The following is a 23,479-nucleotide window of genomic DNA, read 5'->3' on the forward strand; positions in this document are numbered from 1 at the left end:
ATCTCTAAGAGCAGCATAAAAACAAGCAAGCAACAAACATCACATACCTTTCCTGTATCGCCCCATCGACAATATTTGCCCCCCCTTACTTAAAACAATAGATCATTTGAATCAACATGCATTTTTTTAATAATATTGGGTTTGTACCAGATTTATTTCTTCACTTTTTATAATTATATCAAATGCAACTTAATTGCATTTGATATAATTATTTCCTACATTTGTTTCTGTATAACAATTCAGAAAACAGATTATATATGATACCTCAAACATTTGAACAATGGAAAACCTGTTTGGTAAATGATTGCAAGATCAGTCTTACCAAAGAATTTGCAACCAGGAGACTTGCTGTTTATCATGATCTAGATAAGCCCGAAACGAAAAAATTCATCCGCTTGTATGGTTTTCAACATTATCAAAATATCATTGGCTGGTTTACAAAAATAGTTGAAGGCTCGATTTAGGTTAAAATTAACAAGGCTATAAACTGAATACTTCTACTCATAATGCTTATATAAAACGCTAAAAAATTAACTACATGCAGACAGAAACATCCTTATCAAATCCTGATGTAAGCATCGGCAAGAAACTTCCGGTCACCGTATTAAGCGGTTTCCTTGGTGCTGGAAAAACAACCTTACTTAACCATATTTTGCAGAACAAAGAGGGCTTAAAAGTTGCAGTTATCGTCAACGATATGAGCGAAGTGAATGTCGATGCACGATTGGTTGAAAATCAAAACACGCTATCGCGTACAGAAGAAAAATTAGTCGAAATGAGCAACGGTTGCATTTGCTGTACACTCCGTGAAGATCTCATGGTTGAAGTTGAAAAACTTGCAAATGAAGGACGATTTGATTATTTATTGATTGAGAGTACAGGTATCAGTGAACCTATTCCGGTAGCGCAGACTTTTTCCTATGTTGACGAAGAACATGGGATAGACTTGTCTCGTTTCAGCTACATCGACACCATGGTTACCGTCGTGGACTGCTTTAATTTTTTCAAGGACTTTGGAACAAATGAACTGCTACAGGACCGAAATCTAACGGATATGGAGGGGGACGACCGAACCATTGTCAACCTGCTTACAGATCAGATCGAATTTGCCAATGTCATCATCCTGAATAAAACAGATTTGGTGGATGCTGGAACAGTTGGTATTTTAAAGGCTGCGATACACAAATTAAATCCAGGAGCAAATATTATCAGTTCTGTTTTTGGAAAGGTAAGTCCAAAAGCAATATTAAACACCAACCTGTTTGATTTTGATGAAGCCCAGACTTCGGCGGGATGGCAAAAGGAGTTGGAGTCGGAGCATCATGTTCCTGAAACTGAAGAATACGGGATTAGTTCGTTCGTATTCAGAAATCAAAGACCTTTTCATCCTGAACGGTTTTGGCATTACTTAAACCATAACTATCCCGCAGGTATTATACGTGCCAAAGGTCTTTTTTGGCTAGCTTCTCGTCGGGATGAAGCTTTAAATTTTTCTCAGGCAGGCGGATCTTCACGCCTAGAAACAGCTGGCGTGTGGTGGAGCAGCATGTCTTACTTTGAACGCATACAGTTTGAAAGTTATGTGGCCAACAAAGACTATATTGAAAGTCGCTGGAGTAAACAATGGGGCGACAGGATAAATGAACTTGTCTTTATCGGACAAGACATAAACGAAAAAAAAGTAATGCTGGATCTGGAAAAATGCTTACTCCAAGAAGATGAGTTTTATCTGTTTGATAAAAACATCCTATTCGAAGATCCTTTTCCAACAAATATATAAGGTAGAGAAGATCAGTGAAAAAATAAAATAGCATGGTAGCATAAGTATGCTCCATGCTATTTTATTATCATCGGACTTCAACATGCAGATACCCCCTTCATCATAAAATTGACCTGATAGCAGGTTTTATTTTAAAAAGTTCACATCCTGAGCGGATCAAAATAATGAAATAACCATTCAAGTATATCCATAAGCTTTAAATAAATTATCAAAAAAATGGCACGATAACACAGCATATTGTCATTGATGATCCTGTTACGATCGAGTACCTTTGTCCTAATCAATATGCAAATTACGTTGAGACATGGATAAGAAAAATATTGCCATTTTGATATTACCAGATGTACAATTATTGGATGTAGCAGGACCTACTGATGTCTTTCATACGGCCAATGAAATTGTAAAAAAAGTAGGTTATGGCGCACCCTATCAGCTTCATTACCTGTCGGCATTAAAATCTGAAACTGTCACATCAAATTCAGGTATCAAGCTCCAATGCGACGCAAGTATTTTCAATATAACAACACCTATAGATACCTTGATCATTGCGGGCACGCACCCCAATTTATTTGAAAATCTTGATGAAACGGTCTATACATGGCTCAAGCAAATATATCCGCAGGTAAATCGCCTAGCTTCGATCTGCGTCGGCACATTTCTAATGGCCAAAAGCGGTCTGCTGAAAAATAAAACAGTGACCACACACTGGAAATATGCAGGCCTGCTTAAAAGTATGTATCCTGAAATTCATGTTGACGCCCGATCTATTTTTTTAAAGGATGGCAATATCTATAGTTCTGGCGGGATAACTTCTGGAATCAATCTGGCGTTGCATTTAGTTGAAGAAGATTTGGGAAGGGACATGACCATACAGGTGGCCAAGCATCTGGTATTTGGAGTACATAGGCTCTCGGATCAATCGCTCTTTTCCGAAGAACTACCTGCCGTTGAAGAAATGAGTGAACTTGTTCAAAAAATCTATCACTATGCTAATGCACATATTGAAGAAACATTAAATCTTGAACAACTAGCATCCGCAGTAAACATGAGTCCCCGCAATTTTTCACGCGTCTTTAAAAAAGAAGCTTCTTTTCCGCCTGGACAATTTATCGAAAAAATACGTTTAGAAAAAGCCAAACAGCTACTTGCCTATACTGCTGACGCTTTAAAGATCATCAGTGTACAATGTGGCTATGATCAGGTCAGCTCCTTAAACAAACTGTTCTATAAATACTATAAAATTAGTGCAATACAGTATCGAAACACATTTCAACATTAATTCATAAATACCTTTTCTAAAATGGAGATCAACAAAGATAAAACCATCAAAAACATTGCATTTTTTGTTTTTGACCAAGTAGAAGTATTAGATCTAAACGGACCTTTAGATGTATTTGTAAAAGCAAATATAATAATACCAAACAGCTTTAATTGTTATACTGTTGCCTTGGATACTACGCCTATATTTGCAGAATCCAATACCATGCAAATTATTCCTAAATATACAATTGATAATTGTCCACAAGCAGATCTGATTATCGTACCTGGAGCATTTCCTGAAACAGTTATCAAATTATTTAAAGACGAGCATTTTGAATCCCGATTCACAGCATGGATTACAGCTCAGGCACAACGTGATACTGTAATTGCCAGTATTTGTACAGGTGCGCTATTACTATCGAATACTAAGCTTTTAGATGGAAAATCTATTACCAGTCATTTTATGATGACAGATCTGTTACAAGAACTAAATCCGGACAGTCAAGTTGTAACAGGGCCTCGATATATTGATCAGGGTGACTTATTAACTACTGCAGGCATCACAGCAGGTATAGATGCAGCCTTATATATGGTGACAGATATCCTTGGTCAGGATGTGGCTCAACAGATTATTGAAATTTTTGAGTATAAAGCAGAATTGCAAATTCATTAAGCTCACCTACCTGGATAATCGTATCGTATAAGATTGAAAAACAGTCTTTACATGATCACTTCACCTATCCATTCTTTCTTACATCAAGTAAAATGACAGCAATTAAAGGATCGATCAATCCATTTAAACGCATACCCTGTGGATTTTACTTTCAGTTTTTGAAGAGCTAGTTAGGTTATTTTAAAAATCACTTCATGCGACATGAAGTGATTTTACCCATTACTAACTTTTTTGATCGTGCTTTAAACCATTGATCAGCGTTGTATGCAATTCCTTTATCGATCAAAAAACACCTTCCATCGGCTGATTCCACCTTTTCATCGGTAGAAATTTCATCGAATGCTGCATTCACATATTTTTAAGAAAAATTAAAAGATATGTCACTATTCACACCGCTTATTTGGATCTCTTTGATGCTACCGTTAATGGCTATTGCTTTTGCCAAAACGAAAAAAGTAAATACAAAATTTTTAATCCTTTTTATCGTCTATTTTTTAGCGGATTGTTATATCCAACATTTTAGCAGACAATATTTTAGCCTTGATTCGATCGGCCTTAAATTTTCATGGATCGGTAAAATATTGAGTTTATTGTTATCGCTGACCATCATTTTCTCGGTAAGCAAAACCCATCTTGAGCAGATCGGATTCACCTTGAAAAGTAATGCAAAGAAACAGGTGAAATTCGGTATATCCATATTCCTTGGATTCTTACTTTTTGATTTGATTTTCAAATTTATCTTATTCCCTAAAGGAGGTCATTTTGATCTTGAGACATTCGCTTTCCAGGCTACAATGCCAGGCTTAACCGAAGAATTAGTTTTTAGAGGCATTTGCTTTTGGCTTCTTGATCAAGCTTTTACTCCCCAATGGAATATCAAAGGCATCTCATTTGGCTGGGGATTTATTATCGTGACCCTGCTATTCAGTGTTGCACATGGCCTTGTGTTAACGGAAGATCATCAACTCAAATTTGATATCATAACCATCATCTACCTCACGCTGATATCTTCGTTAAGTCTTGGCTTGCTGAGGAAATTTACAGGTAATCTGATTTATCCCATAATAGGCCACAATATGGTCAATGTATTGAATGCACTGATACGAATATTATAGTGGAACATATGCTGAAATAGGGCAATAGGTGAATCATGAATCTGCTAATAAGCGATCGTAAACACCATAAGCAATTCTCTTTTTATATGAAAAGTAATCCTATAACTCGTTCAAAAAACTATATTTGGTTGATCATTTAAACAAACATCATGTCGCAGGATACGAGAATTTTATCTAGTTATTTAACAAGTAAAATAGCTGAATTTGATTTTGATAGTTTATACAGCAAAACCAGTCGAATTATACTTCATGTCTGCATGTGGTTCACTTTTTCGATCTTATTGCTGTTGAGCTACATACTTGCATATAAACTCTCTTTTTTTAATGCTACCATCCTAACCATTAGGATGACAAGCGTTAATATGCTCGTTTTCTATCTGTTCTTTTATGTGTTACTTCCCAAGATTTTATCCGGTAGCAAGAATAAGATCATTTTACTTCTAGTCATTAGTTTGCCGATATTGTTATTTATCTGGATTGCTACTACCTATTTTTTCTCCCTAATCTACCATGCGCTGGGCTTTGAAATAGAAAATGGAGAACTAAAGAATGCTATTAAGATGAGTGCCGATCAGTCGTTCATACAAGCCGTATCTGTAAAACGCATGATTTCACAAGCATTCATTGTCATTTCAATTCTATCGCCTTTCTTTTTTGTCAAAATTCTATTTGAAATTTCAAAATTATACAGTAAAACCTTAAAAATTCAAAACGAAAAAGCTTCATTAGAAATTGAGAATATCAATATTGAAAAGAATTTTTTAAAAGCACAGCTTAATCCACATTTTCTATTCAATACTTTAAATAATCTCTATGGTCTTGCAATTAAGAAAGATCCCGCTACGCCAGAGGTGATTGTAAGTCTTTCGGACATTATGAGTTATACACTTTATGAGTCTAACACGGAAAAAGTATCCTTGCAGAAAGAATTGGAATTTATAAAAAACTATGGTGAACTCGAAAAAATGCGATACCCGGTAGATAAAAAGATCCAATTTGATCTTCCTGAAGAAAGTGCATTATTAGGTTTATACATCGCTCCTCTCTTAACATTTACATGTATTGAAAATGCTTTTAAGTACGGTCTCAAAAATAATAAAGAACAGCTTATATATTTGACGATAAAAGTTAAGGATCATCATTTTTACTTTCATCTTGAGAATGATGTTGAAGACTTTGTCCCGACAAAAAACTTTGGTGGTATCGGTCTATCTAATTTACAAAAGAGACTTCAATTGTTATATCCCAATAAACACGAACTTAAAATGGAGCATTTACAAAATAAATTTATCGTCAACTTAAAAATAGATTTAGCAACTCATGGATAAATTCACCTGTATCGTCACCGATGATGAACCACTTGGTAGAGAAATTATAGAATCATTTGTAAAAGAAATACCCTTCCTTACGCTTGTCGGCTCTTTTGGAGATCCTGTCGAAGCATTGCTGTATTTACAAAGTAATGCTGTTGACATCATGTTTAGCGATATCCAAATGCCGAAAATTAATGGTATGGAGTTGGTAAATGCCTTGGTCAATCCACCTGTTATTATTTTTATTACCGCACATCGTGATTTCGCATTGGATAGTTTTGATGCTGGGGTAACAGATTACTTAGTTAAGCCCGTTCGATTCGATCGCTTTTTAAAAGCAGTAAATAGAGCCAAAGAAAGTGTATTGGCCGGTAAAACCCCAAAGATACAAGAAGCAAGACCTGATCGTATATTTATAAAATCAGAAGGAAGATTAGTGAAAATATTATTACACGAAATCCTGTATATTGAATCCCAGGGAGATTATCTAAAAATCGTTGTTTACGAAAAAACATATACCACACAAGCTACGCTCAAATCCATGGAAGAAATCCTTGATAAGCAACTATTTTTTCGTATTCAGCGGTCGTTTATCCTCAACATAGAAGCTGTAAAAACAGTTACCGGAAATATGATCGAATTAACCAATGGCAAATCAATAGCGATCGCTGTAAACAAAAAGGAGGAGTTTTTCACCTTATTGGGCATCAAATAAAAAAGATAATTTTAATATTTAAAAGAGGTCCTTATGGTAGATATACAATTTAAGAAGAGCAATATTATGACAGGAATTTTCCTTTGTATTGCATTTATTGTACTATTACTTTTCATCTTTTATACCTCGTCCAATAGCTATGCCCCCATACTAATATTTTTAATATGCATAACTTTACATATTTTATATTTTCACAAGATAAAATTCTGGATCGATCATAAAAATGGCCGACCAGGATTAAGCATTGAGGAACAAGGTATATTAAATAACACCGCTGATACATCCATTTTTATTCCTTGGGAAGAAATTCAAAGTTTTGAATCTGGCTTTTTTCGTACCCAAAATCAAATCTTTATCAAAGTTAGGAACGAAAAAAAATATGACCAAGTTAAACGTACGACATACTTAACTGCTTTAAATACAATAGGTCGCCTTTTTAGGTCAAAACCAGATTTACTTTGGATCGATGTTGATGTCTTAGCGATCTCAGAACAACAGCTTTTAACCTTACTGCGGTCGAGGTTGGGTAAAAATAACCGTCAAGGGTAAAACTTCCTTTAGATCAACTATTATTTAAAATTAAACACCACTTTTAAAACAGCCATCCTGCCTCGTAGTTCATACTGATTATGAGTCTGCATATTCGCCGATATGTAATAGGTTTCAAATTTCTTCACATTTGCCAAATTCGTCAAATTTAGTTCAAAATCCGTTTTCAACTTCTTGTGACGATAGCGTAAAAATGTATCAAAGAAAACATAATTAAAATCTTTCAATCCCGGTTGATGCGAATACGTATTTCTAGCACTTAAACGCAAATGAACGCTTGAAAATAGATTTACCGGTAAACTCATTTGATGTGAAGCATTAAATGTATTTCTATTTAATTCATCAGATCCACCCTTTTGTTTCGTACTTACCCAAGATAATTGTCCAGTATAAGAAAGGTTCAACTGCTTCCATATTTTAAATTCCATATTTGGCCTCAACGTATAACTTGTATTCTGAAATGGAAGTATCTCCTCATTGAATAACTGATTATAGTCCGACAAAGACCACGATGCAGCAATTTTCACCGTACTCGATAAAGCAAAAATGTATTTATCAATCCCAGCAGAAGCACTATAGGACTTCACTTCATTTTCTTGGGCGATCAGCTGTGTTTGAGTCGACTCCTCATTGATTACATTAGAAAGCATTGTACTTGATATGGATTGGTTGTAGCCCAATCCAAAATTAAAAAATAGCAGTTTTATTGTTTTACCTAACTTATAGTTTAATCCAAAATTATTGCTCCTATTTTCATTGATCCCACCACTATTAGTCGATAAAGTCCGGTAATTTCTAATCAGTAAACCTCGATACACATTTTCGATAGTTCCAAAAGTATTGCCTCTCTGATAAGAAAAACTAAGTTCATCCTCTTGGTGTACTTGCAAACGAGCTGAAAATGAAGGATTAAATAAAAGATTATTCTGGCTATTATCGATACTAAAACCGTCATCAATATAACTGGTGTGTTGCCATGATAAAGGCAAACTCAACTTTGTGGCTAGTCTATTAATACTCCATTCATAGTCTGCATTGACAGAAAACGATGAACGATTCCAGTGCATATTATTCTCCGTAGAATCAACATCTGTAGCCTTTACAATTCCTTCTTTATTGATATCAATACCCGATTTGAGTTTTTGGTCTTCCATCATTGCCCCCAGCGTATAGTATTGTTTGATCTTTCCTTTGGGAAGCCTATATCCGATACTACCATTCGTAAAAATTGTGGGAACTTCAACATGTTGCAGTGTTTGTTCATATGATATTCCTGAAGCAAAGATATCCGGAAAAAGACCAGGAGAAAAAGCTAAGGTCTGTGGTTTATTGGCGTAATGCATATACCAATTGATCTGCACAATATCTCCATTTTTAAGTTGAGGAACCCATTCCAATTGATTTGAAAAACCTCTGATTTTATGGTTCAAATTCCCGAAAATAGTATTCCCATTACTCCCTATTGTGGCGCGCCGATCTTCTTTTTCGTATTCGAACGAGAACGTATTATTGATATAACGCTTTTCCATGTTCTTGTTCAATGACAACCGAAATGCTGCGAGCCATTCAGCTGTTTCTGTATATTGGTTTTCATCAAATACAAAATCTCCTTCTTCCGAAAAATAGCTTGTTTTTCCTTGAAAAGTGGTATTATTCTTATCATACAAGAGCTGTACATTCGACTTCAGTTGCAAACCATTTTTTATATTCAATAGATTATTTGCATTTAAAGCCACTGTATTATTCATAAAATAATTTGATTTTGCTACAGGAGGACCACCAACAGTCCCTACAGAAAGCAAATTATTTATAGGTGAATACCCCATTTGTGCAAACACGGAACTTTGATTAAATCCAGTAAAATCACCAGTCAAGTCATTACCTATATTATTTCCCTGCAGCACATTCAATACCTTATATTTTTTATTGAACAAGATCGTATTGACTTCTGCATCATATTGCTTGGGCAGTCCCGCTCCCAGTTTAGCCTGACCGGTTAACTTGAGCTTAGCATCGTCTTTAATAACCAGATTTATCGCCACATCATCTGTAAAACGCTTATTTTTCAACACTTTCATATGTTCGTGGTTGGTCAATACCTGTATATCTTTTACCATCTTATGTGGTACCGTTTTTGTGCCAATCGCGTAACGATCGTCCAATAAATCGTCTCCATCAATATAGAACTTCGAAATCGCTTTTCCCTGATACTTAATACTTCCATTATCTCCTACCTCTATACCCGGCATCCGTTTTAATATCTCACCAATGCTACGATCCTCATCCTTTGCAAACGTCGAAACATCATAAGATAATGTATCCCCGATTCGACGGATCTTCGGTCTACTTTTGACCTCAACATCATCCAATAAAACAGCTTTCTGTTCGAGTTCAATCGTTTTTTTAGTACGTAGATCTGTCAATGGAATTATTTTTTTTTGGTAGCCTAAGTGGTTAATCTCGAGATATGCTCCACCCACATCTTTCAATGTCGTTAAAGAAAAAGCCCCATTCACATTAGTCTCTTTAAAGGTTAATAACTTATGGTCACTCGACTTCAGTACCACATGGATATAATTTAACGGTTTTCCCGACGCCTTATCTACTAATACCCCTTCAATGGCAACCTGCTGCCCAAAAACCCATGCACTACAAAGTATAGAGCAAATAACAGTAAGAGATCTTAATAACATATTATGGTTTTAATTCTAAAGGATTATTAGTGACCGGAGAAGGTTTATAATTATCATCATTTTTAATAGATATCGATTTAATTTTATTAGGGTCGATAGTTGAAAATGGTACGTCGCTCGTTACAAAAACTCCACTCTTTTTTATAGAGGAAGATCCACCCGATTTTGTTTGCATATACGCCTTCGGATTGGTTTTAAAAGCCTTGTACAATTTTTCTACCTCCTCAGGTGCTGATAAAATAACATCAACCGGAGCACCAATCGTAATCTGAACACTATCAGCAAGTTTATCAAAACCAGAATACTCAAACTCAACTTCACTTTTATCATCCCTGGCTTCCAAAATTAATCCTGGTAAGCCGTGTAATTTCCATGGTCCAAAAGAAAAAGGAAGATCTGTTGTAAACCAAGTTGTGTAATGTCGACCGCCAAAAGTCGTTGTCGCTTTTTGACAAGTATATCCGCCAATTACTTTAGTATCATCATGAATATTCCAGTCTTGTTTAGGATATACTGCATCCAACAAGAACTCATCGGATGCTACACGTTTCACTTCAATCATATTGGATTTAGAGGATTCTAAAAGATAAGATTCTCTTATTCCGCTAGTGGATTTCGAAACAATAACATGACCATCAAAATTTAGAGCATCCATCTGTTGCGCAGATTGTTCTTGTGTTCTAGTAGATGAATAACTTGTGTAATAGCTTGTTTGGGGACCTAAATAAGTTACGACTTCATCTCTCCGATATTTATCTCGTTGTGTTGTATCATTAACGTGTTTAAAGAGGTAGTGAACTTTCGCAATTGCCTTTTCTTGAGCCTTAACAGTGATCCCAGTTAATAACATCAATACGATGAATAGGTTTCTTTTCATTTTTTTGGTCTAAAGAAGTTGAATTAAGAACAAGGCGTAACAAAGCCAAAGTATTATAATTCGGATTCGAATAATTTTAGGGTTTTTAATACGATTTTAACTCGAGTGGATTATTGATCACAGAAGAAGGCTTATAATCATCATCATTCTTAATAGTCATCGATTTAATTTTTGATGCATCCATAGCTGGAGCTGATGAACTCGCGCCACTAATGCTAACAAAAACACCAGCGCCTGTAGATCTGCGGCTAGATCTGGTTTGCATATAGGCACTGGGATTTGCCTTAAAAGCCTGCTCTAATTTTTCTACTTCATCTTTTTTAGACAAAATTGCATTTGCAGGAGTTCCAATTGTCACTTGTACATCATCAGTTAATTTATCAAAACCAGAATATTCAAATTCCACCTCACTCTTGTCATCCTTTACCGCTAAGATCAGTCCCGGTAAGCCATGCAATTTCCAAGGTCCAAAAGAAAAAGGAATATCTGTTGTAAACCAAGCGGTGTAATGACGACCAGCAAAAGTTGTAGTTGCTTTTTGACAAGTATATCCACCAATTACTTTAGTTTCATCTTCTATATCCCAATCCTGCTTAGGATAAGTAGTCTCTAATAAAAACTCATCAGATGCAACACGTTTTACTTCTACCATCTTGGATTTGGAAGGTTCTAAAAGATAAGATTCCTTGATACCACTAGTCGATCTGGAAATCACTAAATTACCATCAAAATCCGGAGCTGATAGTGTTTTTGAAGTCTGTTCTTGCATTCTAGTACTAGAATAACTGGTGTAATAACTAGCTTGTTTACCAAGGTAAGTAGCAACTTCATCACGTATATGTTTGTCTTTTTGTGTGGTATCATTAACATGCTTAAAGATGTAATGTATTTTAGCAATTGCCTTTTCTTGTGCATGAAGAGTGAGCAGGCTGAATGAAATGAATGTAGTCAATAAGATTTTCTTCATAATTTTACGATTTATTTGTAAACTTACGAAATATTCGTAATTAACAAATACTCATTAAGGAAATGAGTAAAATAAATATATAAATAACTGATTCATTGATAAATAAAATCAAATCACATGTCTTCACATTTATAATTATCAATATTTAGTGATCTCCTTATAACAGTTTAATAATAATCTTTATAGCCATTTATATAGAATATATAGCGCTTAGCTCATCATCTTTGTCGTTGTACAATGAAGATCACGGACTAACCGTAGGCTTATATAACAGACATCAATGCAAAGTAAAAAATAGACTTGTCTTATTGTAGAACAGCAAGCATTAGGATAACAGCTTTTTGATCGTATGATTTTATTTGCTAGTTTTATATGTCAAGATATCCTTGGCAAATGTGGAAATCAATGATAAGAGAAATTTAATAATTAAATACAGCCGGGAAAAACCTACTTAAAATCTAACAACAGACTACATTCAATAGTTAGTGAATATGGATCGTTGCTTTTTTTATTAGTATTAGGAATTCTTACAATAAAATTTAAATGATTGTAAATAACAAAATAGGAATTACGCTTTCCGGTGGTGGCTTTAGAGGAATCGCCCATTTGGGCATACTCCAATATCTTCAGGAACTGAACATACAGCTTCATGCTATTTCAGGAGCGAGTGCAGGAGCTTTGGTCGGTGCGTTTATAGCTGAAGGATACGCTCCGCTAGAGATATTGGAGTTGGTAAAACAGGAAAAATTCTTCACCTATTCCGACTTCTCCATTAGAACTGATGGCCTGTTCAGTGCAGATATTTTTGAAAAAATCATTAAAAAATATATTCCGCACGACAGCTTCGAAAGCTTGAAAATACCCCTATATGTTGCTGTTACAGATTTAACCAATGCGGAGTCTCTTATCTTCAACCAAGGCTCACTATCTTTTGCTATTAAATCTTCATGCTGTTTTCCACTGGTATTTCAGCCGGTAGCTTATAAAAATAACCGTTACTTATGTGATGGCGGAATATTAAATAACTTTCCGGTGGAGCAGATTAAAGCAACATGCAATAAAAGTATCGGCATCAATGTGAATCCGGTCAACCGTTCCGAAGGACGACTGAACTACAAGCAGATTGTGGAACGTATTATCCGAATTACAACCTCAAACATTAAGGCTGAAGCTCCTGGCGATTGCGATATATTTATACAGCCTGAGGAAATCAATCAGTTTAAAACATTTGACACAAGTAGAGTGAATCAGATATATGAATTCGGATATAACTATGCGAAAAAATTTGAGAAAGAATTTTTAAATCTCCAGAAAGAACTCGGCTAATAGCTAGTTTTAATCATGATAAGAAAGCTCGCGCTTCCATAAAAACACTTTTTCTGTTGTCGTTTCTTGATCTTTATCAATAACAACCTCTTCTCTCATCACCCAGTTGTTGTTCTGATCATATGTATAAGAATAGGTAGTTGTACTACCATAATTAGGATCTGCGGTTTTGTAAATGGAAGAGACAACATCCCCCTGTTCATTATATTGATAGGTGTAAGAAGAGTTTTGATCTCCTGAAAAAATTTTGTTCCCTTTGGCATCGTATTTATAACGGGTAATTATAGATGGAGTTTTCTGTGGCCACTCTACTTTTTTACTTTCAATAAGCACTCCGCCATTACCAAGTGTTTTATAAATTGTTTCACTTAAGACAAATTCATTCATAGCATCCTCGACACGTTCATAATTTTCTTCAATCTGTCTATGATCCTCGTACTTATAGAGCGTCCGAAAGCCTCTGCCCTCCTCGATCACTTCATCACCGTTTTTATCTAAAGAAGTATAGTATACTTTCCAAAGTTCCCCTTCGTCATTATATTCCAGTTCTTCTTCAGCTTCTTTTTGACCTGTCTCCCACCAAAAATATAATTTTAGTTTTAATTGTGCTCCACTGTAAAAGTACTCTGTAGTGAGATAAGCACTATCTTGCTTAGTCTTCTCATCTTCAAAAATAACATAAAGATGAGTCAGGTTGCCATTGCTATCATATACTTTACGTTCGTTCCATCCATCGCCATAATAACGAACCGTGTCCATTTTATTATTCTCTAAGACGTAGCAAAGTTCATTTACTGACTTCAGTACAGGTTTATTCATATTCGAAAATTTACCTGTACTATAGTTTTTCAATGCCGATCTTTTCTTTTTCAAATATGTCTGATAATCTTCGTGTATCACCGTATCTATAGATGGCCAAAATTGAAAGGGTTTATCATAAGACTTTTTCTCACGGGCGGCTTTAACATTGTCAGCGATATCATTTTCTAGATCATTATTTTTTATCGGAGATGCAATCATAGGAGGCACTTCTGCAAAAATAGAATCAGTTATTTTTCCCACCACAACCGGTGGTTCAATTTGTTTCTTAATTGGTTTAAGGATCTCTTTTTTTATTGTTTTTTTCGCTTTTTTGCTTTGCGCACTTCCACTTTGAGAAATGCATATCAATAGCACAGTAGCAATAAAATAATAGTGAAGTAATTTCATTGTATATTTTTTATAAAAGTTCAATAGAGTACGTGTTAATTTCAAGATATGCTGAAGCTATATTTTGGAGGCATCTTCATTTACCATCTAATAGACCCTCTTTATGATGAGCCTTTATCGAATCGATCTGCGAGTCTTTATTACATGATTTTAATTCATTGCTAGATTCAGTTGTGACCTTATTCAATCTGTGCACTGATGAGTATATATAGTTAAGTATCATTTTACAAACAATGGCTTTTTATAAAAATACATTAAAACACTATGGCTATTCGACAACAGCGGTATCGACCTCTTCTACTGTTTCCTCATCACCTTCCATTTCGTTTTTTGAATTTTTAACATCCTCATCTGTATATTGATAATGTTCATCAAAGGTTTTCGTCTCACGATTATAAATCAGCACATATTTTGAGTTTTTGTTTTGCTTTATTATACCATCAGTTGGTGCAGGAACAAGCTTCATATCATTCAAATATATTAGTGCGCCTTTTGCAAATCGTTTGATGGTCGGCAACTCGGAACTTAATTCTTTCCAGTACAGGAGATTACCTTGATCAGTTATAATGAAAATGGCACTACTGGCAAAATCTTGTTTTTCAAGTAGAAAAGCCATTTCTTTATCCCCTTGACCAGTAAAATTGCCATATGCAATTACTTTAGGTGCTCGATCTTTAATTTTTGTGAAAAAATATTGAATGTTATCTTCATTTTGCATGAACTTATTGTCCATAAAAATCTTTACGATAGCCCTTTGAAATGGAACAGGAATATCGTTATATTCAGGTATTGTAAAAACCGCATTTTTCCAATATGCATAATCTTCTTGACTAGCCCATCCATTTACAAAAACACTATCAGCGGGATATGCGATCTCTTCTGTATAAACTTCCTGACGCTGTTTATAAACTCCAAATTGAAAAGCAATAAAACATACTATCGCGAGTAAGGCAATGATGAGAACTACCCAAAAAATAGTTTTTTTAGTTGATTTAGGTTTCGGTTCCGGCAAATTATCCGAGCTCTGAAATTGACTTGAGTTAGAATTGGTTCGATCCATCTTATTTTTGGTTGTATTTCTAGTATTCAAATTACTATTTCACTGATAACAATTTATTGGCCAAAAATAAAAATCGACAAGACTAAAACACGAAGCATTTACAATTTGTAAACCATCACTTACAATTCGTGGCGTTTCCATTATAATAAAAAAAAGTTATACTAAACAGACATCTTGAAGAATATTAAACTGTCGAAAAGAATTCTTAAAATGAACTTATAAGTGTCCCTTTCTATAAAAGCTTAATCAGATTAACTTGATCGATAAATATTCTTTATTCTAAAATCATCGCGTAAATTACATAGAATTATTGATCACTTAAGAAGAGGTGCAATCATGGTCTTTTTTTCAGAATTAAATAAGTATAGTACATTATATTTGTATCTATAATCAAAAAATTATGAAAGATACACCTACACAAAAACTCAAGCACGAACAGATCCAATATATTGAATTTTTATCTCAAGATCTTCAACAGATCAAAAATTTTTATACAGCATGTTTCAGTTGGACTTTTACCGATTATGGACCTCACTACACTGCATTTGAAGGTGAATATATTGATGGTGGTTTTACTTTAGGAACTCCTGTAAAGGGAAGTATATTAATTATCCTTTACTCTAAAGCTCTTGAAACAACTCTTGAAAAAGTAATTAAAGCTGGTGGTATAATAACAAAAGAAATCTTCAGCTTCCCTGGTGGGAGACGATTTCAATTTATAGATCCAGATGGCAATGAGCTGGCCGTTTGGTCAGAATAAACTAAACATGCAGGTCTGTATTGATGAACCAAATAAACACAGGCCTGCATGAAAATAATAGCTTAACCTCTAATCTTTATGTGCTGATTCTTTTTGAAAAGCAATAAAATCTGCCTTAGAATAATCTGGGCATGCTCCCTCTCGAGCAGTAACAAATGCTCCCAGTGAAACAGCTTGATTCATAATTTCAATTGCTGAACTTCCTTTTTCAAACCTTTTTGATAAAAATCCCGCCAAAAAGGAGTCTCCGCTACCAACAGTATCTTTTACTTCAATAGGGATCGTCGATATGGAATAAAAATCATGACGATCAGCATAGAGTGCTCCTTTACTTCCTTTGGATACAATAACTTCGTTCATCCCGAAAGTGTCCTGTAGGAAACTTACACAATCCTCTTCTGTCGTATAGGACTTACCCATAAAGTCAATCATCATACGTAACTCGGCTTTATTAAATTTTGCTAACTGTGTTTTATGCAACAGATCTTTTATCACATGTACATCATAGTGTGGCGCTCGCAGATTGATATCAAATACATTGTAAGAACTATTTTCAAGCAACTCAAATAATGTATTCTTAGACTGGGTATTACGAGTGGCCAGTGTACCAAAAACCAATGCATCCGATTCATTAACCATTGCTTGATTAATAGCATTCACTTCAATATAATCCCATGCAACCTCCCGGACAATATCATAATGTGCATCATTATGTTCATCGATAGTCGCAACAACTGTGCTCGTAGGATAAGCACTATTCACCTGTATGCCAGTAGAATGTATTTTCCAATCTTCGATTTTCTGCAGCAATTCACGACCTAATTCGTCATCTCCTACGCTGCTTATCATATTGACCTCAACCCCCATTTTAGACAGGTGATAAGCGACATTAAAGGGTGCTCCCCCAGCTCTTCTATCTCCTCCAGGAAATATGTCCCACAATACTTCGCCGAAACAGGCTATTTTATTTTTTTTATCGATCATTCCAATTTCTTATTTCCAAAAAATGAGCTACCAATCATTCACATCCCCCGTACTTTCAGTATACACTAATTTATCAAAATATTTACTATTGTCTATTTTATTTTTCTTTTGATAATCAGATGGATGCTCTTTTGTGATGTGATATCTTTCACAGAAGTATACATATCGTGGAGTTGAACTTTTCGTTCCAAATCCCTTATTCCGGTACTTCCGCCACGCAGATTTTTCCAACCATTTAAAAATCACCCATTTAAGCCAATGAATAAAGGAAGTCGATTCCGCTATACTGTTAAACCGTACCTTACCGGTTGCTCGGCATTTTCGTCTCTCGACTACTTCATTAATTTCAATCCTATAAAACACCGTGTCTAAAAACTGTTTATAACTGCTCATCATGTTTTCTCCTTTCAATCATTGCGATCTTATTTTTCCCATCTTCAGGGCAAAAACTAAATATTCCTTTCTCTTCGTACAAAAACACCCCAAAATCATTAATAGCACTGTAAACCTCTTCTTTAGCGCTCTGATAATGTACGGCTACCGTGACTAACTAATTGGTTACACAATCCCATGGCTTTATCGTAAACCCTTCAAAACGGCTCATTTCTTCTACAAAAGCCACTAAGGGAATATTTTTATAGATCCGCACTTTACGAGTCCATATTTTATCAATTTCAATATCCATATTAGGACCGACAAAAAGTATATATACCTGCAAACCAAAACCATACAACCTTCCTGCCAGCAGCATCCCAATATCACCTGGTAAATTCAGCGCCTCACTTTTCTTAAGATTGTAAGAATATAGAACCAACTTCCCTGCCATTCTTTCTTTAGGTATTTTTGGCATCCGACAGACATCACTTCCACCTCGTCAAGCTGATTTCACAAATGGTTTAGTTGCATGTGCAATAATATACTTTAATTATAATCCAGCTCTAGGGTTTTGTAGCCGACAGAAGTCAACTTCACTTTGCCATTGCGTTGGGATACGGTAATACTGAACGTGCCATCTTTATTGGCCGATGTCTTCACATTATCCGATTCAACACACCCGGATAGAGCTTGTAACGGCTTTTTATCTACAGCAGAAATAACCGTACCCTGCAACACATAATTCTGCTTATTCTGAGCTTGTGCGGCTACTGATCCGAAAGTCATCAACAGCAGTAAAAGCAACACTGCTGAAAACGTTGATTTTAGCAATCGATTTACAAAACCCTCATTAACAATATCTCTAACCCCTCCCTGCTCTTGATTTGAAAAGCATTTTAAACGATTAGACGGATTATTAATGCAAAACCGCTCTAGATGCCTGAGAAAAGAAATTGGATCGCTTAAAACTTCTTATTTTAAATAAAGCGCTTTCAATGTAGGGATTAAGTATGGATGAAGCATAGATAAAGCGTTGATAGTGCGTTAGTAGTGCGTAAACGGGTACCGTTTTACGCACTATCCATGCTTTACCAGTACTTAGCATACGCATTACGGACGCTTGAGCTACATACCAAGCCTGCTTGAGCGAGATCTTGCAAGTAAGACTGCCCATGACGCGAAAAACGGCTGTTTTGATCAGCATTTGTTTTAACCTTCTTTTAACCTCGTAGTAAGTTTCCCAGTAACTGCACAATACTTGCAAAGTAGCTACACCGTCCTTTCCCTTGTGCATCGACGGCGCAAGTACGGCGCACATACGGTGTAATGACGGCCGGAGGTAAAACAAGGTCCGAAGCATCTTAAAAGCAGGTATATAGCGTGTACCTCCCGGACAATGCGTTGATTTGCTGTTTGCCACATCCAGCAAACTTCTACTAACTTTCTTTTCCTTTTCTTCACCCCTTTTTCTACTTCCACTTGACTTTTGTTCGACCGTGCTTCGACTTTTCATGCACTGTAGCCGATGAAATCCCGATGCCGACTCGAAGCCCAGTCGAAGAAACTTAGAAGTTGGTGTGAATTTGGTTAAGAAAAAATCAGAATTTATTCTTTTTGATATTTCTTGTTTGACTGCCGTTCGAGTGTTGTTCGAGTCCGTTTCGACAAGTACTCGAGACTGCTTCGAGTCTTGCTTGGGTGCTGTTCGACTGCGCTTCGACTGGCCTTCGGGAACTTGCCGAACAGCAGTCGAAGAACTGTCAAATGATTCTCGAATCAGTTCCGAACCAGTCTCAAAGTTGTCTCGAACTTTTGTCGAACCTTCGTCGAAGACTGGCCGAAGGCAAAAAACACCACTAGTTGCTTGTGCAATTTTACTTTTTACTACATTTTTAGCAACAGAATATGAAGAAAATTCGGTTGGCTGTTTGCTCAACAGCAGGCTTTCCTTTTCAGGATTAAATAGCTTCTGGAGATATTCCCAAAGCTTGATGATATATAGCTTTTCTATTTTCATTTTGGTTTTTTTTGCATAAAGCTTCCCTGCTCCTTTTCCTGCCGGGGGAGACTTGATCATGAAGCCTTGTTCCCTCGGCAACATCCGGAGTTCACAGGTAGAAATTCTATTTTAATATTTTTCTAAGATTAATTCTTAGTTTTCTTCAACGACAACTTTAGCTTTAATGATCATCATAAGCTGTTCTTCCCAGAGCAGTTCCAAAGACTCTCCTGCTATGCTCAATACTTTGCGACCACCTTTTACGATTGTTAATCTTTCGAAGTTCTCTTCTATTCCGAAGTACTTGCTGAGATCGTTAAGTATCCGTTGTCTATATTCTTCCCATTCAAAAGCATGAAGATTAATATTAGCTCCAATGGCAACTTCTGTCCCGACATAAAAAAAGATAGCCACTACCCCTAAGGCAAAATGTCGAAATGACCAGATGCTCCTTTCTAATTTTTCACCAGATTCAGCTCGGGTATTGGCGATATCAGGTAAATGGATGCGCTTGGTAATAGATGTAATTAAGACCAAACACAAAATCATAAACGGAAATAGCAATTGTTAGATGTCAACATCCACTAGAAGAACCTCTTCCAAAAGAAAGAAAAAAGATAGGTTTTAAGGTAAGCTCTTCAGATTGATCGGCATCACCTTATTCTACATAAAAGATCTCCAAAAGCACGAAACTATTGGAGATCTTTTAGTTAAAAAGCTAATTGCCCTTAGACCTTCTCTTTGCGATAAGCCAGATAAAAAACAACTGGTAAAATGGTGAATGATAGCACCAAACATATCAATAGTCCACCAACGATCATAATGGCAAGTGGTTTCTGAATTTCAGACCCCATACCTGTTGATAAAGCCGCTGGCAATAAACCCATTGACCCCATTAAGGCGATCATAACAACAGGCCTGATCCGGCTTCGGACACCTTGAATAATAGAATCTTTCAACTTCATTTTATGTCTGAGATTATCTCTGATAACACCAATAAGTACAATACCATCAATCGTAGCCACTCCAAATAAAATGATGAAACCGATACCTGCTGATATCCCAAAGATGGTGCCTGTGACCCATAGTGAAATAAACCCTCCAATAAAGGCAAAAGGTAATGTGAGAGAAGCAATGGCTGTATCTTTTATATTTCCAAAATTGGCATACAGTAACAATAAAATCAGCACTAAAGAGATAGGAACTACTAAAGCTAACTGTTTAGCGGCACGCTCTTTACTTTCAAATTCTCCTGCCCACTCCATATGATTTTCTTTTGGTAGACTTACTTCTGCGGCTACTACCTGCTTCGCTTCTGCAATCGTACTTCCTAAGTCACGGCCATCGATACTAAATCCGACACCGATATAGCGGCTATTGCCTTCACGATATATAAATGCAGGCCCCGTTTGATAATTGATACTCGCAATCTCCTGCAATGGGATATTCTGTCCGTTACTGGTCGGTATTAAAATTTGACCAATTTTAGTTGGGGTATCACGATAAGCTTCTTGAAAACGAAGGATGACATCAAACTGTCGATCACCTTCATAAAAAGTTGTCGCAGCCTGTCCTCCGATCGTCATTTCAATAACAGCCTGAACATCTCGAGTCTGAATCCCATATTTTGCCATCTTGGAATCGTGCAACTGTATTTTGAGTTCTGGTAGTCCGATATTCTTATACACATTGATATCGGCTATACCCTTAACTTTTGCAATAGATGTGGCTACTTTATTGGCATATTTTTCTAAATCATAGAGATCATCACCAAAAATTTTGATAACCAAAGAGCTCTTCACACCTGCGACATATTCCTCGACATTGTCTTGAATCGGTTGACTGAATCCAAATGTAATACCGGGATAATGATGCAATTTGGTACGCATTTCTTGAATAATATCTTCTTTAGATACTTTTCTTTTCCATTCGCCGGCATCTTTCAGTTGAACATTGAACTCAATATTGAAGAATCCCGTCGGATCTGTTCCATCATTTGGTCGACCTGTTTGCGTCAAAATAAAATCGATTTCTTCACAATCTTTTTGCATCAAATCTTTCATTTCTGCGGTCAAACGGGTAGATTCTTTCAAATTGACACTATTAGGCAGTGTTGCACGGATGTAAATCGCACCCTCATTGAGTTTGGGTAAAAATTCGGATCCATAGTGCATAAATTTAAACAGACATAAAGCTAAAATACCTAAAAACAGACCTATGGTTGTTCTTTTATAACGGAAGGCCCCGGCATACATTCCGAAAATTGTTTTTTGAAAAAATCGGGTGATCACATTTTCCTTCTCGTCGATATTTTTTGTAAACAACAATTTACACATCGCTGGAACATAGGTCAAACTTAATATCAGAGAACCAAGTAAAGCGTAACCCAACGTAAATGCTAAAGGAGTAAACATCTTTCCTTCCACTTTTTGAAAAGAAAAAATAGGCAGTAGTGCAACAATTAGAATTAGCAATGCAAAGAAAATGTAAGAAGCTACACTACCTGCACTTTTCTTAATCACTCCTAGCTTACTCATTTTAGCAAAACGCTCGGGTCCTACTTTGTGTGATAACGTAGCCATGGCTACAAATACAGTCTCTACAATAACAAGCGTCCCTTCAAGCAATAAACCAAAATCTAAAGAACCCATAGATATCAGGTTGGCCGGCAGTCCTTGTATTTTCAGCATGATAATAGCAAACAGGAATGCAAGCGGAATGACCGAAGCAACAATAAAGGTTGACTTCCAATTGTAAAGAAAGATAAATACAATCAGTGAAACCAACAGAATACCTTCAATCAGATTTTTAGATACTGTTTTCACCGTATTATCCACCAATTTGGTTCTGTCGATAACCGTTTCAATCTTTACATTATCAGGCAATGTCCGCTCATTAAGTTCTGTGATTTTTGCTCTCAGGTTTTCAATAACAGCTGACGGGTTTTCTCCACGCAACATAACCACAATTCCCTCAACCATATCACTGTTCTCATTATAACCTACCTGCCCCAGACGGGGTTTATGTGATACAACAACTTCAGCAACATTTTTAATCAAGATTGGCGTAGAACCATTTAATTTGATTGTGATATTGCCAATATCTTCAATCTTATCCAATAGACCTACTCCACGTACTACATAAGCTTGACTTCCCTGTTCGATAACATCACCACCGACATTCACATTTGATTTCGATACAGCCTCATAAATATCTAATGGAGAAAGGTCGAAATTCTTGAGTTCTGTCGGATTAATTTTAATTTCATAAGTCTTCTCTTCACCACCAAAACTCACAACATCGGCAACTCCAGGTACAGAAAGCAACTCACGTTCAATTACCCAGTCCTGAATAGCGGTTACTTCTTTCAATGGAAGATCACTTTTAATCACATACCTAAAAATCTCTCCTGTTGCACCCGAAGGAGGTTCAATCTCAGCACTTGCTCCTTCGGGTAAATTGACCCCGCTTAATTTGTTGGAAACATATTGTTGCGCATAAAAATCATCAACTCCGTCTTCAAATTGCACCGTAACAACTGATAATCCAAATAAAGATATTGAACGAATGTTGGATTTATGCGGGATACTATTCATCACCTTTGATATAGGCAAAGTAACCAGCTTTTCCATCTCCTCTGCACTTCTTCCAGGCCATTGTGTAATAATACGGCCACGGGTACTCGTTACGTCGGGAAATGCTTCAATAGCTGTATGTCGTAGCGCATAGACACCTCCAAACAGCAATGCTAAGGTTGCAAAAAGAATAAAGGTTGTATTTCGCAACGAGAAGGTCACGATATTTTGAACTAACTTTTGCATACC

22 protein-coding genes are annotated in these 23,479 nt (G+C 36.1%); 10 read left to right on the top strand and 12 right to left on the bottom strand.

Features of this window, described 5'->3' with window-relative positions:
- Window positions 1–257: 257 nt before the first annotated feature.
- The 8 genes from ACFS6I_RS15585 to ACFS6I_RS15620 all read left to right on the top strand — a co-directional run bounded on the left by ACFS6I_RS15585 (window position 258) and on the right by ACFS6I_RS15620 (window position 7,405).
- On the top strand, window positions 258–464 hold the full coding sequence (locus ACFS6I_RS15585; RefSeq protein ID WP_021191561.1) for a hypothetical protein: 207 nt from the start codon (window positions 258–260) through the stop codon (window positions 462–464).
- Between the two features lie 74 nt (window positions 465–538).
- A complete protein-coding gene (locus ACFS6I_RS15590; protein WP_380921968.1) occupies window positions 539–1,780 on the top strand; it encodes a GTP-binding protein in 1,242 nt (413 codons plus the stop codon).
- A 304-nt stretch (window positions 1,781–2,084) separates the two neighbouring features.
- A complete protein-coding gene (locus ACFS6I_RS15595) occupies window positions 2,085–3,059 on the top strand; it encodes a GlxA family transcriptional regulator (RefSeq protein ID WP_380921970.1) in 975 nt (324 codons plus the stop codon).
- Between the two features lie 21 nt (window positions 3,060–3,080).
- The gene (locus ACFS6I_RS15600; protein WP_132843125.1) at window positions 3,081–3,713 is read left to right on the top strand and encodes a DJ-1/PfpI family protein; all 633 of its coding nucleotides are present in this window, start codon (window positions 3,081–3,083) and stop codon (window positions 3,711–3,713) included.
- 377 nt (window positions 3,714–4,090) lie between these two features.
- On the top strand, window positions 4,091–4,828 hold the full coding sequence (locus tag ACFS6I_RS15605) for a CPBP family glutamic-type intramembrane protease (protein WP_380921973.1): 738 nt from the start codon (window positions 4,091–4,093) through the stop codon (window positions 4,826–4,828).
- A gap of 149 nt (window positions 4,829–4,977) precedes the next feature.
- Complete coding sequence (locus tag ACFS6I_RS15610) at window positions 4,978–6,156, top strand: sensor histidine kinase (protein WP_380921975.1); 1,179 nt, start codon at window positions 4,978–4,980, stop codon at window positions 6,154–6,156.
- Window positions 6,149–6,856: a LytR/AlgR family response regulator transcription factor gene (locus ACFS6I_RS15615; protein WP_132843123.1), complete on the top strand. Its 708-nt coding sequence runs from the start codon at window positions 6,149–6,151 to the stop codon at window positions 6,854–6,856. Before ACFS6I_RS15610 ends, ACFS6I_RS15615 begins: the two co-directional genes overlap by 8 nt.
- A gap of 33 nt (window positions 6,857–6,889) precedes the next feature.
- Complete coding sequence (locus tag ACFS6I_RS15620; protein WP_183915411.1) at window positions 6,890–7,405, top strand: STM3941 family protein; 516 nt, start codon at window positions 6,890–6,892, stop codon at window positions 7,403–7,405.
- Between the two features lie 20 nt (window positions 7,406–7,425).
- Here the strand turns inward: ACFS6I_RS15620 and ACFS6I_RS15625 are convergent, their stop codons facing one another.
- The 3 genes from ACFS6I_RS15625 to ACFS6I_RS15635 form a co-directional block, all read right to left on the bottom strand.
- Window positions 7,426–10,098 (bottom strand): hypothetical protein, encoded by a 2,673-nt coding sequence (locus ACFS6I_RS15625; RefSeq protein ID WP_380921978.1) that lies wholly within the window; start codon window positions 10,096–10,098, stop codon window positions 7,426–7,428.
- Window position 10,099: 1 nt separating this feature from the next.
- The gene (locus ACFS6I_RS15630) at window positions 10,100–10,975 is read right to left on the bottom strand and encodes a GLPGLI family protein (RefSeq protein ID WP_380921980.1); all 876 of its coding nucleotides are present in this window, start codon (window positions 10,973–10,975) and stop codon (window positions 10,100–10,102) included.
- A gap of 85 nt (window positions 10,976–11,060) precedes the next feature.
- Window positions 11,061–11,942 carry a GLPGLI family protein gene (locus tag ACFS6I_RS15635; RefSeq protein WP_380921982.1) on the bottom strand — a complete coding sequence of 294 codons (882 nt, stop codon included), beginning with the start codon at window positions 11,940–11,942 and terminating at the stop codon, window positions 11,061–11,063.
- A 543-nt stretch (window positions 11,943–12,485) separates the two neighbouring features.
- Here ACFS6I_RS15635 and ACFS6I_RS15640 point away from each other — a divergent pair.
- Window positions 12,486–13,268: a patatin-like phospholipase family protein gene (locus ACFS6I_RS15640; RefSeq protein ID WP_380921984.1), complete on the top strand. Its 783-nt coding sequence runs from the start codon at window positions 12,486–12,488 to the stop codon at window positions 13,266–13,268.
- Between the two features lie 9 nt (window positions 13,269–13,277).
- Here ACFS6I_RS15640 and ACFS6I_RS15645 read toward each other — a convergent pair whose 3' ends face one another.
- Both ACFS6I_RS15645 and ACFS6I_RS15650 read right to left on the bottom strand, forming a co-directional pair.
- Window positions 13,278–14,477, bottom strand: coding sequence for a hypothetical protein (locus tag ACFS6I_RS15645; protein WP_380921986.1), 1,200 nt, complete (start codon window positions 14,475–14,477; stop codon window positions 13,278–13,280).
- Window positions 14,478–14,745: 268 nt separating this feature from the next.
- A complete protein-coding gene (locus ACFS6I_RS15650; protein ID WP_380921988.1) occupies window positions 14,746–15,537 on the bottom strand; it encodes a hypothetical protein in 792 nt (263 codons plus the stop codon).
- 400 nt (window positions 15,538–15,937) lie between these two features.
- On the opposite strand from ACFS6I_RS15650, the gene ACFS6I_RS15655 reads away from it, so the two are divergent.
- Window positions 15,938–16,297 (top strand): VOC family protein, encoded by a 360-nt coding sequence (locus tag ACFS6I_RS15655; protein ID WP_021191545.1) that lies wholly within the window; start codon window positions 15,938–15,940, stop codon window positions 16,295–16,297.
- 69 nt (window positions 16,298–16,366) lie between these two features.
- Here the strand turns inward: ACFS6I_RS15655 and ACFS6I_RS15660 are convergent, their stop codons facing one another.
- The 7 genes from ACFS6I_RS15660 to ACFS6I_RS15690 form a co-directional block, all read right to left on the bottom strand.
- Entirely contained in the window at window positions 16,367–17,281 is a 915-nt protein-coding gene (locus ACFS6I_RS15660; RefSeq protein ID WP_380921990.1) for a carbohydrate kinase family protein, read from the bottom strand.
- Window positions 17,282–17,308: 27 nt separating this feature from the next.
- Window positions 17,309–17,692, bottom strand: a complete 384-nt coding sequence (locus ACFS6I_RS15665) for a hypothetical protein (RefSeq protein WP_380921992.1) — start codon at window positions 17,690–17,692, stop codon at window positions 17,309–17,311.
- Between the two features lie 139 nt (window positions 17,693–17,831).
- Complete coding sequence (locus tag ACFS6I_RS15670; RefSeq protein ID WP_380921994.1) at window positions 17,832–18,131, bottom strand: hypothetical protein; 300 nt, start codon at window positions 18,129–18,131, stop codon at window positions 17,832–17,834.
- A 71-nt stretch (window positions 18,132–18,202) separates the two neighbouring features.
- Window positions 18,203–18,442 (bottom strand): carboxypeptidase-like regulatory domain-containing protein, encoded by a 240-nt coding sequence (locus ACFS6I_RS15675; protein WP_380921996.1) that lies wholly within the window; start codon window positions 18,440–18,442, stop codon window positions 18,203–18,205.
- 130 nt (window positions 18,443–18,572) lie between these two features.
- Window positions 18,573–19,169: a hypothetical protein gene (locus tag ACFS6I_RS15680; RefSeq protein WP_380921998.1), complete on the bottom strand. Its 597-nt coding sequence runs from the start codon at window positions 19,167–19,169 to the stop codon at window positions 18,573–18,575.
- Between the two features lie 639 nt (window positions 19,170–19,808).
- The gene (locus ACFS6I_RS15685) at window positions 19,809–20,192 is read right to left on the bottom strand and encodes a hypothetical protein (RefSeq protein ID WP_380922000.1); all 384 of its coding nucleotides are present in this window, start codon (window positions 20,190–20,192) and stop codon (window positions 19,809–19,811) included.
- Between the two features lie 191 nt (window positions 20,193–20,383).
- Window positions 20,384–23,476, bottom strand: a complete 3,093-nt coding sequence (locus tag ACFS6I_RS15690) for an efflux RND transporter permease subunit (RefSeq protein ID WP_380922002.1) — start codon at window positions 23,474–23,476, stop codon at window positions 20,384–20,386.
- Between the last annotated feature and the right edge of the window lie 3 nt (window positions 23,477–23,479).

It is taken from the genome of Sphingobacterium anhuiense, assembly GCF_042686355.1.
In the GTDB taxonomy this organism is placed as follows: domain Bacteria; phylum Bacteroidota; class Bacteroidia; order Sphingobacteriales; family Sphingobacteriaceae; genus Sphingobacterium; species Sphingobacterium anhuiense.

Excerpts from the sequence above, each read along its gene's own strand:
- ACFS6I_RS15585 (WP_021191561.1), top strand. The coding sequence starts at position 258 with ATGATACCTCAAACATTTGAACAATGGAAAACCTGTTTGGTAAATGAT.
- ACFS6I_RS15590 (WP_380921968.1), top strand. The coding sequence starts at position 539 with ATGCAGACAGAAACATCCTTATCAAATCCTGATGTAAGCATCGGCAAG.
- ACFS6I_RS15595 (WP_380921970.1), top strand. The coding sequence starts at position 2,085 with ATGGATAAGAAAAATATTGCCATTTTGATATTACCAGATGTACAATTA.
- ACFS6I_RS15600 (WP_132843125.1), top strand. The coding sequence starts at position 3,081 with ATGGAGATCAACAAAGATAAAACCATCAAAAACATTGCATTTTTTGTT.
- ACFS6I_RS15605 (WP_380921973.1), top strand. The coding sequence starts at position 4,091 with ATGTCACTATTCACACCGCTTATTTGGATCTCTTTGATGCTACCGTTA.
- ACFS6I_RS15610 (WP_380921975.1), top strand. The coding sequence starts at position 4,978 with ATGTCGCAGGATACGAGAATTTTATCTAGTTATTTAACAAGTAAAATA.
- ACFS6I_RS15615 (WP_132843123.1), top strand. The coding sequence starts at position 6,149 with ATGGATAAATTCACCTGTATCGTCACCGATGATGAACCACTTGGTAGA.
- ACFS6I_RS15620 (WP_183915411.1), top strand. The coding sequence starts at position 6,890 with ATGGTAGATATACAATTTAAGAAGAGCAATATTATGACAGGAATTTTC.
- ACFS6I_RS15625 (WP_380921978.1), bottom strand. The coding sequence starts at position 10,098 with ATGTTATTAAGATCTCTTACTGTTATTTGCTCTATACTTTGTAGTGCA.
- ACFS6I_RS15630 (WP_380921980.1), bottom strand. The coding sequence starts at position 10,975 with ATGAAAAGAAACCTATTCATCGTATTGATGTTATTAACTGGGATCACT.
- ACFS6I_RS15635 (WP_380921982.1), bottom strand. The coding sequence starts at position 11,942 with ATGAAGAAAATCTTATTGACTACATTCATTTCATTCAGCCTGCTCACT.
- ACFS6I_RS15640 (WP_380921984.1), top strand. The coding sequence starts at position 12,486 with ATGATTGTAAATAACAAAATAGGAATTACGCTTTCCGGTGGTGGCTTT.
- ACFS6I_RS15645 (WP_380921986.1), bottom strand. The coding sequence starts at position 14,477 with ATGAAATTACTTCACTATTATTTTATTGCTACTGTGCTATTGATATGC.
- ACFS6I_RS15650 (WP_380921988.1), bottom strand. The coding sequence starts at position 15,537 with ATGGATCGAACCAATTCTAACTCAAGTCAATTTCAGAGCTCGGATAAT.
- ACFS6I_RS15655 (WP_021191545.1), top strand. The coding sequence starts at position 15,938 with ATGAAAGATACACCTACACAAAAACTCAAGCACGAACAGATCCAATAT.
- ACFS6I_RS15660 (WP_380921990.1), bottom strand. The coding sequence starts at position 17,281 with ATGATCGATAAAAAAAATAAAATAGCCTGTTTCGGCGAAGTATTGTGG.
- ACFS6I_RS15670 (WP_380921994.1), bottom strand. The coding sequence starts at position 18,131 with ATGCCAAAAATACCTAAAGAAAGAATGGCAGGGAAGTTGGTTCTATAT.
- ACFS6I_RS15675 (WP_380921996.1), bottom strand. The coding sequence starts at position 18,442 with ATGACTTTCGGATCAGTAGCCGCACAAGCTCAGAATAAGCAGAATTAT.
- ACFS6I_RS15680 (WP_380921998.1), bottom strand. The coding sequence starts at position 19,169 with ATGAAAAGTCGAAGCACGGTCGAACAAAAGTCAAGTGGAAGTAGAAAA.
- ACFS6I_RS15690 (WP_380922002.1), bottom strand. The coding sequence starts at position 23,476 with ATGCAAAAGTTAGTTCAAAATATCGTGACCTTCTCGTTGCGAAATACA.